At 69.8% G+C, this 13,258-nt stretch carries 12 protein-coding genes and 1 pseudogene; 11 read left to right on the forward strand and 2 right to left on the reverse strand.

All coding sequences use genetic code 11. The features are described from left to right. The first annotated feature begins 87 nt into the window (after positions 1-87). Genes AB0I18_RS20500 through AB0I18_RS20525 form a run of 6 tightly spaced genes read left to right on the forward strand, consistent with a single transcriptional unit; the run spans position 88 to position 6,867 of the window. Complete coding sequence (locus AB0I18_RS20500) at positions 88-984, forward strand: proline iminopeptidase-family hydrolase (RefSeq protein WP_363106949.1); 897 nt, start codon at positions 88-90, stop codon at positions 982-984. 19 nt (positions 985-1,003) lie between these two features. Further along, complete coding sequence (locus tag AB0I18_RS20505) at positions 1,004-2,728, forward strand: ABC transporter substrate-binding protein (protein WP_363106950.1); 1,725 nt, start codon at positions 1,004-1,006, stop codon at positions 2,726-2,728. Continuing rightward, positions 2,725-3,753: an ABC transporter permease gene (locus tag AB0I18_RS20510; RefSeq protein WP_363106951.1), complete on the forward strand. Its 1,029-nt coding sequence runs from the start codon at positions 2,725-2,727 to the stop codon at positions 3,751-3,753. The genes AB0I18_RS20505 and AB0I18_RS20510 overlap by 4 nt, the downstream gene beginning before the upstream one ends. Before the next feature lie 3 nt (positions 3,754-3,756). After that, positions 3,757-4,725, forward strand: a complete 969-nt coding sequence (locus AB0I18_RS20515; protein WP_363106952.1) for an ABC transporter permease — start codon at positions 3,757-3,759, stop codon at positions 4,723-4,725. Beyond that, on the forward strand, positions 4,718-5,821 hold the full coding sequence (locus AB0I18_RS20520) for an ABC transporter ATP-binding protein (protein ID WP_363106953.1): 1,104 nt from the start codon (positions 4,718-4,720) through the stop codon (positions 5,819-5,821). Before AB0I18_RS20515 ends, AB0I18_RS20520 begins: the two co-directional genes overlap by 8 nt. Positions 5,822-5,871: 50 nt before the next feature. Further along, positions 5,872-6,867 carry an oligopeptide/dipeptide ABC transporter ATP-binding protein gene (locus AB0I18_RS20525; protein ID WP_363106966.1) on the forward strand — a complete coding sequence of 332 codons (996 nt, stop codon included), beginning with the start codon at positions 5,872-5,874 and terminating at the stop codon, positions 6,865-6,867. Here the strand turns inward: AB0I18_RS20525 and AB0I18_RS20530 are convergent. After that, positions 6,857-7,876 (reverse strand): LacI family DNA-binding transcriptional regulator, encoded by a 1,020-nt coding sequence (locus tag AB0I18_RS20530; RefSeq protein WP_363106954.1) that lies wholly within the window; start codon positions 7,874-7,876, stop codon positions 6,857-6,859. The two genes, AB0I18_RS20525 and AB0I18_RS20530, sit on opposite strands and share 11 nt — an antisense overlap. A gap of 122 nt (positions 7,877-7,998) precedes the next feature. On the opposite strand from AB0I18_RS20530, the gene AB0I18_RS20535 reads away from it, so the two are divergent. From AB0I18_RS20535 to AB0I18_RS20555, 5 genes are all read left to right on the forward strand, one after another. Next, the gene (locus AB0I18_RS20535; RefSeq protein WP_363106955.1) at positions 7,999-9,171 is read left to right on the forward strand and encodes a Gfo/Idh/MocA family oxidoreductase; all 1,173 of its coding nucleotides are present in this window, start codon (positions 7,999-8,001) and stop codon (positions 9,169-9,171) included. Between the two features lie 10 nt (positions 9,172-9,181). Further along, positions 9,182-9,922, forward strand: coding sequence for an SUMF1/EgtB/PvdO family nonheme iron enzyme (locus AB0I18_RS20540; RefSeq protein ID WP_363106956.1), 741 nt, complete (start codon positions 9,182-9,184; stop codon positions 9,920-9,922). Between the two features lie 217 nt (positions 9,923-10,139). Then, a complete protein-coding gene (locus tag AB0I18_RS20545; RefSeq protein ID WP_363106957.1) occupies positions 10,140-10,739 on the forward strand; it encodes a hypothetical protein in 600 nt (199 codons plus the stop codon). Between the two features lie 123 nt (positions 10,740-10,862). After that, positions 10,863-12,266 (forward strand): Si-specific NAD(P)(+) transhydrogenase, encoded by a 1,404-nt coding sequence (sthA, locus tag AB0I18_RS20550; protein WP_363106958.1) that lies wholly within the window; start codon positions 10,863-10,865, stop codon positions 12,264-12,266. Positions 12,267-12,435: 169 nt separating this feature from the next. Further along, entirely contained in the window at positions 12,436-13,056 is a 621-nt protein-coding gene (locus tag AB0I18_RS20555; RefSeq protein ID WP_363106959.1) for an L-threonylcarbamoyladenylate synthase, read from the forward strand. A gap of 15 nt (positions 13,057-13,071) precedes the next feature. Here the strand turns inward: AB0I18_RS20555 and AB0I18_RS20560 are convergent. Next, positions 13,072-13,258: pseudogene (locus tag AB0I18_RS20560) on the reverse strand (GDP-mannose pyrophosphatase); the annotation flags it as partial.

A 13,258-nucleotide genomic window follows, 5' to 3' on the forward strand; every position in this document is an offset into this window, starting at 1 on the left:
TTACCCAATCAGTATGTCAGCCATCCCCCACACCCACCTTGTTTCAGACAGGACCGGCTGATTCTGGCTGGTCCGGAAGGCCCCCGCGTGGCGATCCCCGAACCGAACCACACCGGAACCGTCGACTTCAACGGCTGGTCCACCTGGTACCGGACGACGGGCGAGCCGGGCAGGACACCTCTGGTCGTCCTGCACGGCGGACCCGGCGCCGGGCACAACTACACACTCCGCATCGCGAACATCGCCCAGCAGGGCCGCCCCGTGGTGCACTACGACCAGCTCGGCGTCGGGCTGTCCACCCATCTGCCCGGCAAGGGCGCCGACTTCTGGACGGTCCAGCTCTTCCTCGACGAACTCGACAACCTCCTCAAGGCGTTGGGGATCGCCGACGGCTACCACATCCTCGGCCAGTCCTGGGGCGGCATGCTCGCCGCCGAGCACGCCGTACGCCGTCCTGCCGGACTGCGCGGTCTGGTCATCGCCAACTCCCCCGCGTCCATGGAGCTGTGGCTGTCCGGCGCGGCCGAGCTGCGGTCCGCCCTCCCGCCCGAGGTCCAGCGGACCCTGCTCGCCCACGAGGCGGCCGGGACAACCGACCATCCCGAGTACCTGGCGGCCGAGCAGGTCTACAACGATCGCCATGTCTGCCGGGTGGTCCCCACCCCGGCCGAGGTCCAGGCCACCTGGGACAACATCGCGGCCGACCCGACCGTCTACCACACGATGAACGGGCCGAACGAGTTCCATGTGGTCGGCACCCTCAAGGACTGGTCGGTCGTCGACCGGCTGCACCTGATCGAGGCGCCGACCCTGCTGGTGTCCGGGCGGTACGACGAGGCGACTCCCGCCACCCTCAAGCCCTTCGCCGACCACATCCCCGACGTGCGCTGGCACATGTTCGAGCACTCCAGCCACATGCCGCACGTCGAGGAGGAAGACCTCTACCTCCAGGTCGTCGGCGCGTTCCTCGACTCCAACGACTGACCCACCCACGGGAGTTCGGATGCCCCGCAGCACCAGACGGACGGCACTCGTCGCCGCCACCGCCGCCCTCGCCCTCACCGCCGCCGCCTGCTCGTCCTCCGACGACGGCTCCTCCTCCGACCCGACCAGTAGCTCCTCAGGGGCCCGGTCGTCCGCGTTCCAGCCGGAGCACAAGGGCGGCACCCTGCGCCTGGTCGCCAAGTCGGCGGCCGGCAGCTTCGACCCGCAGGTGAACTACACCCTCCAGTACTGGCAGCTGTACCAGTCGATGTACGACGGTCTGCTCGCCTTCAAGAAGACCGGGGGCCAGCAGTCGTTCACCGTCGTACCCGACCTGGCCGAGGCACTGCCCAAGGTGAGCGACGGCGGTAAGACGTACACCTTCACGCTGCGCAAGGGCATCAAGTTCTCCAACGGCAAGACGGTGACCACCGACGACGTGGTGGCGTCCTTCCAGCGCATCTTCAAGGTCTCCAGCCCCACCGCCGGCACCTTCTACAACGGCATCGTCGGAGCGGACGCCTGCATCAAGAAGCCCGCGGACTGCACGCTCGACAAGGGCGTCGTCGGTGACGCGTCGGCCGGCACGGTGACCGTCAACCTCACCGCTCCGGACCCGGAACTCTCCTACAAGCTGGCGGTCCCGCACGCGAGCGTGCTGCCGAAGGACTCGCCGGCCAAGGACGCGGGCACCAAGCCGCTGCCGACCACCGGCCCGTACATGGCGGCCTCCTACGACCCCAACCGGGCGCTGAAGCTGGTTCGAAACCCGCACTTCAAGGAGTGGTCGCGGGAGGGCCAGCCGCAGGGCTACCCCGACAAGGTCGACTACACCTTCGGCCAGACCGTCGAGTCCGAGGTCACCGCCGTCCAGAACGGCTCGGCGGACTGGATGTTCGACCCGCCGCCCGCCGACCGCCTGAACGAGATAGGCACCAAGTACGCCTCCCAGGCGCACGTCAACCCGCTGACCGCGCTCTGGTACCTGACGATGAACGTCAACTCGGCGCCGTTCGACAACAAGTTGGCGCGACAGGCCATCAACTGGGCGGTGGACCGCGAGGCCGTGATCCGCCTGTACGGCGGCAAGAACCTCGCCCAGGCCGCGTGCACCGTCCTGCCGACGGGCTTCCCCGGGCACGTCGACACCTGCGACTACACCAAGGGCGGCGGCAAGACCTGGTCGGCCCCGGACCTGGCCAAGGCCAAGGCGCTGGTCAAGGAGTCCGGCACGGCGGGGCAGGAGATCGGCATCGTCGTGCAGGACGACGAGGTCAACAAGTCGATCGGCCAGTACCTGCAGAGCCTGCTCAACGAGATCGGCTACAAGGCCACCCTCAAGCCGCTGTCGGCGAACATCCAGTTCACCTACATCCAGAACACCAAGAACAAGGTCCAGCTCGCTCTGACGTCCTGGTACCAGGACTACCCGGCGGCCTCCAACTACCTCAACGTGCTGCTGTCCTGCGCCTCTTTCCACCCAGGCAGCGATTCCAGCATCAACATCTCCGGCTTCTGCGACAAGGGCATCGACGCGAAGATGAAGACCGCGCTGGAGACCGGTCAGACCGATCAGAAGGCCGCCGACCAGCAGTGGGGCACGATCGACCAGGACATCATGAAGGAGTCCCCGGTCGCGCCGTTGATCAACCCGAAGATCATCGACTTCACGTCGAAGCGGGTCGGCAACTACCAGTTCAGCAAGCAGTTCTACATGCTCGTAGGGCAGTTGTGGGTGAAGTGAGCCGCTCCTCGCCCCTGCCCGCCACCACGGAGGCCCGGCGTCCGCCGGGTCCCTGGCGGACCGCCGCCGCCGACCTGCTGCACAACAGGGCGGCGGTGGCCGCGGCCATCGTCCTGCTCGTCGTCGTCGCGGTGTGCCTGTGCGCGCCCCTGTACGCCCACCACATCGCCGACACCGACCCGTTCCGGTCCCATGTCTCCGGCACCACGGTCGTGGACGGGAAGACCGTTCCGGTGCTCACCCCGAGCAGCACCGGCCTCGGGCTCGGCGTCACGCCGATCGGCCCGACCTGGGACCCGGCCCACTACTTCCTCGGCTCGGACAACCAGGGCCGTGACGTCATGGCACGCCTGCTCTACGGCGGCCGCACCAGCCTGCTCATCGGCGTCACCGCGGCCCTGGCGACCGTCGCCGTCGGCACGGCCGTCGGAGTCGTCGCGGGGTACGCGGGCGGTGTCGTGGACGCCGTCATCTCCCGGCTCCTGGACGTGATCTGGGCGTTCCCGGTGTACCTGCTGGCCATCTGCCTGTCCGTCGTACTGCTCACCAACGGGCTGCGCCTGGGGCCGATCACGGTGGACGCGGGGAGCCTGTGGCTGCCCGTCGTGATCATCGCGGCGATCTATGTGCCGTACGTGGCCCGGCCGTTGCGGGGTCAGGTGCTGGTGCTGCGCAACAAGGAGTTCGTCCAGGCGGCCGTCGGCTCCGGCGCGCCCGCCCTGCGCATCATGCGCCGGGAACTGCTGCCGAACGTGCTGCCCACGGCGATCGTCTTCCTGCCGCTGATGACCGCGCTGGCCATGCTCACCGAGTCGGCCCTGTCCTTCCTGTCCGTCGGCGTCCAGCCGCCCGAAGCCAGCTGGGGCACGATCATCGAGGACGGGCTCGGCCTGCTCTACACCCGGCCCTCCGTGACGATTGCCCCGGGACTGCTGATCGCGCTGACCACGGTGGCGCTCAACGTCCTGGGCGACGGGGTGCGCGACGCGCTCGATCCCAGTGCCCGGCTGCGCGGAGGGGTGTGACGGATGCTCTACTTCGCCCTCCGGCGCTTCTTCTCGGCCCTGTTCGTCATGTTCGCGATCAGCGTGCTGGTGTTCCTGATCTTCTTCGCCACGCCCGGCACGGACCCCGCGGCGCGCATCGCGGGCCGCAACGCCGACCCGGCCACGCTGGCCCAGGTGCGGCACTCCTTCGGGCTCGACCGGCCGATGCCGATCCGCTATCTGCTGATGATGCGGCACCTGCTGATCGACCGGGATCTGGAGTCCTTCGTCAACCGCGGCTCCCGGGTCATCCCGCAGATCGTGCAGGCGATGCCCGTGACGCTGTCGCTCGTGGTGGGCGCGGCGATCCTCTGGATGACCGTCGGCATCCTCATGGGCACGGCCGCCGCGACACTGCGCGGCACGGCCGTCGACCCGCTGATCATGCTGGTCGGCGTGGTCGGAGTGTCACTGCCCGCCTACTGGCTCGGCGAGGTCGTCAACCTGATCACCCAGAGCCAGTTGCACGACTCCGTCTTCTCCTGGGTGCCACCACCCGGGTACGTCGCACTGACCCAGAACCCCGGCCAGTGGGCACTGCACATGCTCTTCCCCTGGCTGACCCTGTCACTGCTGTACGCCGGGATCTACGCCCGGCTGCTGCGCGGCGAGGTCGTCACCGCCCTCAACGAGGACTACGTACGCACCGCGCGGGCCAAGGGCCTCTCCGAGCGCCGGATCCTCGTCCGGCACGCCCTGCGCTGCTCACTCATCCCGATCGTCTCCCTCTTCGGCCTGGACTTCGGCGCACTCGTGGGCGGCGCCGCCCTGCTCACCGAGGTGGTCTTCGGACTGCCGGGCATCGGCAAGCTCACCTTCGACGCGCTGCAGAACCTGGACCTGCCCGTGATCATGGGGACCGTCCTGTACGCGGCGTTCTTCGTGGTCCTCGCCAACGCACTGGTGGACATCCTGTACGCGCGACTCGACCCGAGGGCCCGCCATGCCTGATCAGTCACCCGACCCGCCCCAGCCGCTGCTGGACGTACGAGACCTGCGGGTGTCCTTCCGTACCCGACGCGGCCGGGTCACAGCCGTCGACGGCCTCTCCCTGTCGCTGGCACCCGGCGAAATCCTCGGTGTCGTCGGCGAGTCGGGCTCCGGCAAGAGCGTGTCGATGCTGGCCGTGCTGCGGCTGCTGACCAACCCGAACGTGACCGTCACGGGCGAGGTCCTCTTCCGCGGCCGTGACCTGCTCTCCCTCCCCGACAAGCAGATGCGGGCGATCCGGGGCCGGGAGATCGCCATGGTCTTCCAGGACCCGATGACCGCGCTCACCCCCGTCTACACGGTGGGCTGGCAGATCGCCGAGCAGATACGGGCCCACGAGCGGGTCTCCAAAAAGGCGGCGCACACCCGCGCCGTGGAGCTCCTGTCCGACGTCGGCATCCCTGACGCGGCCTCCCGGGTGAACGCCTACCCGCACGAGTTCTCCGGCGGCATGCGCCAGCGCGCGGTCATCGCGATGGCCCTGGCCTGCGGTCCCGCGCTGCTGATCGCCGACGAACCGACCACGGCCCTGGACGTGACGATCCAGGCGCAGATCCTCGACCTCATGCGGGACCTCAACGCACGCGGCTCGGCCGTCCTGCTCATCACGCACGACATGGGCGTGGTCTCGGAGATCGCCGACCGGGTCCTGGTGATGTACGGCGGCCGGGTGGCCGAGGAGGGCCCGCGGCAGGCGGTGTTCCATGGGCCGCGCCATCCGTACACCTGGGGTCTGCTCGACTCGGTGCCCCGGGTCGGCGGACCCCGGCTGCGGCGGCTGCCCACCATCGCGGGCATGCCCGTCTCGCCGGACGACCTCCCCGAAGGCTGCGCGTTCGCGCCGCGCTGCCCGACGCGGCACGACCGGTGCGACGAACAGCCACGGCTCGCCGCGGGCACCGGCGACGCCGCACACCGCGACGCCTGCTGGCTGCCTCCCGACGACCGCGCGCCGCTGCGGCTCGCGTCACGAACGGCGGGCCCCGGCACCGGCGTTGGACCTGTGGTGGGCAGGACGGACAAGGCCGAAGAAGCAGACAGGGAGGCGGCATCGTGACGACCCAGAACCTCGTGGCGGCGGACCACCAGACACGGCCGGGCGGCGATGTGCTGCTGCGCGCCACGGATGTCGCCAAGCACTACCCGCTGCGCGCCGATTCGTTCGCCGGGCGCCGGAAGGTGCTGCGGGCCGTGGACGGAGTCTCCCTGGAGGTGCGTACCGGGGAAACGCTCGGCATCGTCGGCGAGTCGGGCTGCGGCAAGTCCACCCTCGGCCGCTGCCTGGTCAGACTCACCGACATCACCAGCGGCCGGGTCGAGTTCGACGGCCAGGACATCACCACCCTGTCCACGCGCCGCCTGCGCCCCGTACGCCCGGGCATGCAGCTGGTCTTCCAGGACCCGCAGGCCTCGCTCAACCCCCGCCGCCGCGCCGGGGACATCGTCGCCGAGCCGCTGCTCATCCACCGGTACGGAAACGCCGCCGCGGTCCGGCGCCGGGTCGCCGAGCTGTTCGACGTGGTGGGGCTGGCCGCGGCGCATCTGGACCGGTACCCGCACGAGTTCTCCGGCGGCCAGCGCCAGCGCATCGGCATCGCGCGGGCGCTTGCCACCTCCCCGAAGCTGATCGTCGCCGACGAACCGGTGTCCGCCCTCGACGTGTCGATCCAGGCCCAGGTGCTGAACCTCTTCGCCGACCTGCAGGACGAGTTCGGGCTGACCTACGTCTTCATCGCCCACGACCTCGGCGTGGTCCGCCACGTCTCGGACCGGATCGCCGTCATGTACCTCGGCGAGATCGTCGAACTCGCCGAGACCGAGGCGCTGTACGCGGCCCCGGCCCATCCCTACACCGAGGCGCTGGTGTCCGCGGTCCCGGAGATCGACGACGGAACCGCCGCGGCGGACGGTGGTGCGGGCGCGCCACGCCGGGAACGCGTCATCCTCACCGGCGACGTGCCCAACGCGGCCGCCAAGCCCGCCGGTTGTACGTTCCACACCCGCTGCCCGTACGCCCGCGAGCGCTGCGCGGTGGAACGTCCCGCGCTCGTTCAGCTGGCCTCGGGCCGCCACGCCGCGTGCCATTACCCGCTCACCGGCTGAGCGGCGGCCCTCCGCGGGGCGGCCCCGTCGTGCCGCGTACTTCGAGGGCCGGGGCGCTGAGGACGACCTCACCGGGCCGGGCGGGGTCGTCGATGCGGTCGAGCAGGCACTGCGCGGCGCGGCGGCCGACGTCGTGGCCGGCGTTGTCCACGGTGGTGAGCCACAGGTGCCGCAGACGTGCCAGGTACGTGTTGTCGTAGCCGACGAGAGAGAGGTCGCGCGGCACCTGGAGACCGAGTTCCTCGGCCGCCGACAGCGCACCGACACAGGCGATGTCGTTGAACGCGAAGATCGCGGTGGGCCGTTCGCGGGCGCTGAGCAGCCGGACCGTGGCCCGGTAGCCGCCCTCCTCGGTCAGGTCGCCCTGTTCCACGATCGCCGTCGCGGCCGGCCCGTGCTCGCGCATGACCGCCTCGAAGCTGCGGCGGCGCAGTTCGCCGACCACGCCCTGCCCGGCGATGTGGGCGATGCGCCGGTGGCCGAGGCCGATGAGGTGCTCGGTGGCGAGGCGGGCGCCGTGCTCGTCGTCGCCCGCGACGATGTCCACCCCGGGCAGCACGGGCTCGCGGGCACCGGCGACGACGGTGGGCACCTGCTTGGCCGCCGTACGCAGCATCTCGGGACCCGGCAGCGTGCCGACGGCGATCAGTCCGTCGACCCGCAGGTCCGTGAAGGTGCGGGTGAGGTCCTCGCCGAGGCGCCGGTTGAGGTGACCGTCGGCCAGCAGCATGTGCAGGCCGCGCGCGTGCAGCACGGAGTTCAGGCCCTCAAGCAACTCCACGAACCAGGGGTTGCGCATGTCGTTCAACAGCACGCCGACCGTGCGGGTGCGCCGTTCACTGAGGCTGCGTGCGGCGGCGTTGGGCCGATAGCCGAGCTCCTCGACAGCCGCCAGAACGGCCTGCCGCTTCTCCGGTCGCACCTGGTCCGAGCCGCGCAGCACGAGGGAGACCAGGGACTTCGAGACTCCGGCCCGTTCGGCGACGTCGCGGATCGTCGGGGGTCTCATGGCCTGGACCGTTCCATATGCCGTGCGGGCTTGTCAAAGGAACCTGAGAGGGTTGACACGTGCTGGAACGGTGGCCAGTGTGGGCCGGGAAATCTTGTGGACCGGTCCAAAGAGGGGCAGTCATGGTGAGTACGCTCGGTGTCGCCGTCGTGGGATTCGGCTGGATGGGGCGGGTGCACACCCAGGCGTACGCCCGCGTCCCCCACCATTTCCCGCAGCTGTCCCTACGGCCCGAACTGATCGCCGTCGCCGACGAGGTTCCCGGCCGGGCCGAGGAGGCCGCCGGGCGGTACGGCTTCGCCACGGCGGCCCGGGACTGGCGGGAGGTCGCCGCCGACCCCCGGGTCGAGGCGGTGAGCATCGCCGCCCCGAACTTCCTGCACCGCGAGATCGGCGTCGCGATGGCGGAGGCGGGCAAGCACATCTGGATCGAGAAGCCGGTCGGCCTCACCACCGAGGACGCGCGGGCCGTCGCGGACGCCATGGCCAAGACGGGCGTCCAGGGCACGGTCGGCTTCAACTATCGCAACGCGCCCGCCGTGGCGGCCGCCCGCGAGCTGATCGCGTCCGGCGAGATCGGCGACGTCACACACGTCCGCATCCGTCTCTTCAGTGACTACGCCGCCCATCCCGAGGGCGCCCTGACCTGGCGGTACGAGCGCGAGCGCGGCGGCAGCGGGGTGCTGGGCGACCTCGCCTCGCACGGTGTGGACCTGGCCCGCCACCTGCTCGGCGAGATCGCCTCCCTGGCCGCCGACACGGCCGTCTTCGTCCCCGAACGGGCCCGCCCCACCGGCGCCACCGCCGGCCACACCCGTTCCGCGGGCGGCGCACTGGGCCCGGTGGAGAACGAGGACTACGTCTCCTGCCTGCTGCGCTTCGCCTCCGGCGCACGGGGCGTCCTCGAAGCCTGCCGGGTCTCGGTCGGCGAGCAGAACAACTACGGCTTCGAGATCCACGGCACCAAGGGCGCGGTCTTCTGGGACTTCCGGCGCATGGGCGAACTGGGCGTCAGCCGGGGCACGTCGTACCAGGACCAGCCCGTCAGCACGCTGTATGTCGGCCCCGGGCACGGCGAGTTCGGCGCCTTCCAGCCGGGCTCCGCCAACGCCATGGGCTACGACGACCTCAAGGTCATCGAGGCGCACCACTTCCTGCGTTCGGTGGCCGAGGGCACCGCGTACGGCGCCACCCTGGACGACGCCGTCCACAGCGCGGCCGCCCTGGACGCCATGGCCCGCTCCGCCGAGAACGGGACATGGGTGAGCCCGGGTCGAGCGGCCCGCGACGTATGATTGCCCGCTCATGGATGCGACCGCGCTGAACAAGATGATCGCTGTGCCGCCGGGGCAGGTCACGCTGTCGGACCGTCGGACGCAGCGCAGTTGGCCGGTCGAGGTCTCTCCCTACCGGCTCGCCGCCTTCCCGGTCACTCGGGCTGTCTACGAGCGGATCACCGGCCGGCTGCCGAGCGCCGCCGATGAGGGCCGGGCCGACGGGGACCGGGCCGACAGGGGCCAGTTGCCCGTCGAGGGCGTGTCCTGGTGGGACGCGGTCCGGTTCTGCAACGCGCTGTCCGAGCACGACGGGTTCACGCCCGCCTACCACCTCCACGCCGACGGCGAAGACGGCCAGGACGGCCAGGACGGCCAGGACGGCCAGGGCATCGAGTGGGACGTGTCCGCCGATGGATACCGGCTGCCGACCGAAGCCGAGTGGGAACACGCCTGCCGCGCCGGTACGGCAGGCCCGCGTTACGGACCGCTCGACGAGATCGCCTGGTACCGCGGCAACTCGCACGAGCGGATCCACGCCGTCGGCGGCAAGCGGCCCAACGCGTGGGGTCTGCACGACATGCTCGGCAATGTCTGGGACTGGTGCTGGGACGTCTACGACGCCGAGGTCTACGGCACCTACCGGGTGCTGCGTGGCGGCGGCTGGTTCGACGAACACTGGAGTTGCCGGGCCTCCGCGCGGCGCCGCAGCCACCCGAGTTTCCAGGTCGACGACGTCGGGTTCCGTGTCGCGCGCTCCGTCGTGCGCTGAACCGCACGACAACACCTCACACAACGTTCACATTAGTTGACTCTTCGCATTGTGGTGCACCAAGATCGCCGACGGATCAGCGATCGCGCCTCTCCGGAAGAGGCGCGAATTCGCGCATACCCGGAACGTGTTGACCGCGGCCCGCCAGGCCGCGCCACCACCGGCACCCGATCCTTCTCGCCGTTCTCGACACCCTTCCCCCATCAAGGAGTCTGCTTTGCTGCGCCACAAGACCGCTCTGCGCGTCGCCGCCCCCGCCGTCGTCCTCGCGCTCACCCTCAGCGCGTGCGGCGACGGGGACGACACCGCCGACGCGAAGAAGCCCTCCAAGCCGAAGGCCAAGGCCTCGCAGGCCAAGGCGGTCTCCGGGGGCGACATGGCCACCGGCGAGAGCGCCACGGGCAAGGTCGAGGAAGAGAACGGCACGGTCACCTACGACATCACCGCGCAGAAGGTGGATCTCGGTACCGAGGCCGAGGCCGCCAAGCTGGTCCAGGACAAGGCGGACGCCAAGGGGATGGCGCTCGCGGTCGCCCACGTGAAGTACACGCACAAGTCCGGCCCGGCCCTCACGAGCGACTCCGACGCGGGTGACGGCACCACCATCTGGGCCGACGGGACGAGGGGGACCCTGCTCATCGGCGCCTCCGACGACGCGCCCGGCTGCGAGGACCCGTACGACGTCGAAAGCTGGAAGTCGGGCGAGAGCCACACCTTCTGCGAGTCGTACCTCGTCCCCGTGAACGCCAAGTCCCTGGAGGTCCACTGGTCGGAGGAGGACGGCGAGCCGTACATCTGGAAGTTCCCCAACCAGTAAGGCTCTTGACCGACGACAACCGCTGGGCGGTCGCCCCGGCACGCGGCAGGCGTTGGCCGGGCGGACGAACTGACACCCGTTCGCCCTTTCGGCCGGGAGGCTCGGGCTGACAGACTCCGGAGGGTGCCAGACTTCGACATGCTCGTCATCGGATCGGGTCCGGGCGGCCAGAAGGCCGCCATCGCCGCGGCCAAGCTCGGCCGCCGGGTCGCCGTCATCGACCGTCCCGACATGGTCGGCGGGGTCTCCATCCACACCGGGACCATCCCCTCCAAGACCCTGCGCGAGGCGGTCCTCTATCTCACCGGTCTCACCCAGCGCGATCTGTACGGCCAGAGCTACCGTCTCAAGGAGGACATCACCGTCGCCGACCTGACCGCGCGCACCCAGCACGTGGTCAGTCGCGAGGTCGACGTCATCCGCAACCAGCTCTCCCGCAACCACGTGTCGCTCTTCGCCGGCACCGGCCGCTTCGTCGACGACCACACGGTCGCCCTGCGCGAAGTGACCGGCCACGACCGGATGTTGAGCGCCGACAACATCATCATCGCCACCGGGACCCGCCCGGCCAGGCCCGCGACCGTCGAGTTCGACGAGCGGACGATCCTGGACTCCGACAACGTCCTCAATCTGGAGCGGGTGCCGCGCTCCATGGTCATCGTGGGGGCCGGTGTGATCGGCATGGAGTACGCCTCCATGTTCGCCGCCCTCGGCAGCAAGGTCACGGTCGTCGAACAGCGGCCCGGGATGCTCGACTTCTGCGATGTCGAGGTGATCGAGTCGCTCAAGTACCACCTGCGGGACCTGGCCGTCACCTTCCGCTTCGGGGAGACCGTCGCCGCGGTCGAACGTCATTCCCGGGGCACGCTCACCATCCTGGAGAGCGGCAAGAAGATCCCGGCCGACACCGTCATGTACTCGGCGGGCCGGCAGGGCCTCACCGACGACCTCGACCTGGACAAGGCGAGCCTCTCCGCCGACAAACGCGGCCGGATCAAGGTCGACGAGTACTACCGCACCGAGGTGCCGCACATCTACGCCGTCGGTGACGTCATCGGCTTCCCGGCGCTCGCCGCGACCTCCATGGAGCAGGGGCGTACGGCGGCGTACCACGCCTGTGGCGAACCGGTGAACCGGATGCACGACCTCCAGCCGATCGGGATCTACACCATCCCGGAGATCAGCTTCATCGGGAAGACCGAGGACCAGCTCACCGAGGAGTGCGTGCCCTTCGAGGTCGGCATCTCCCGCTACCGGGAACTCGCCCGGGGCCAGATCATCGGCGACTCGCACGGCATGCTCAAGCTGCTGGTCTCCCCCGACGACCGCAAGCTGCTCGGCGTGCACTGCTTCGGCACCGGGGCCACCGAGCTGATCCACATCGGGCAGTCGGTGATGGGCTGCGGCGGCACGGTCGACTACCTGGTCGACGCGGTGTTCAACTACCCGACTCTCGCGGAGTCCTACAAGGTCGCCGCCCTGGACGCGACCAACAAGATCCGGCATATCGACCGGCTCAGGGACTGAGCCGGACCGGAAGACCGAGGCCGAACTGACCCAAACGGGCAGGACTGACCTAAACAGACAGGGAGCAAAGGGTCCCGGCGTGCACCACGAGGGTGTCGCCGGGTGCCGGTGCCGCACCGCCGCCGAGGTCTGCGCAGTCGTGGGCCGGTCCAGCGCATAAGCTCGGCAGGTGGCCAAGTACTTCGACGTTCATCCCGACAATCCCCAGCAGCGCACCATCACCCAGGTCGCCGACTCGATCCGCGGGGGCGCGCTCGTCGTGTACCCCACGGACTCCTGTTTCGCGCTGGGATGCCAGCTGGGCAGCCGTGACGGTATCGACCGGATCCGCGCGATCCGCAATCTCGACGACCGTCATCACTTCACCCTCGTGTGCCAGAACTTCGCCCAGCTCGGCCAGTTCGTACACGTCGACAAGGACGTGTTCCGCGCCATCAAGGCCTCCACGCCCGGCAGTTACACCTTCATCCTGCCCGCGACCAAAGAGGTGCCGCGCAAGCTGCTGCACCCGAAGAAGAAGACGGTCGGGGTCCGCATCCCCGACCACACGGTCGCTCAGGCCCTGCTCGCCGAACTCGGCGAGCCGCTCCTGTCCAGCACCCTGCTCCTGCCGGACGAGGACGAACCGATGACCCAGGGCTGGGAGATCAAGGAGCGGCTCGACCACTCGGTCGACGCGGTGATCGACTCCGGCGACTGCGGAACCGAGCCGACCACGGTCATCGACTTCTCCAGCGGCGAGGCCGAGATCGTACGCAAGGGAGCGGGCGACACCGCACGGTTCGAGTGAGCCGGGCCCGGTGCCCTACTCGGTGCGCACGCTCGTCCCCCTGAACGGCCCTTCCAGCGCGGCCCACTGCAGCAGCATGATGGTTTTCGCGTCGGCGATCTCGCCGGTGCGGATCATGCCCAGGGCCCTGCGGAAGGGCAGTTCGACGATCTCGATGTCCTCGCCCTCCTCGTCCAGTCCGCCGCCCTCGTGCGTCCGGGTC

The sequence above is a fragment of the Streptomyces sp. NPDC050704 genome, assembly GCF_040654355.1.
Classification (GTDB): domain Bacteria; phylum Actinomycetota; class Actinomycetes; order Streptomycetales; family Streptomycetaceae; genus Streptomyces.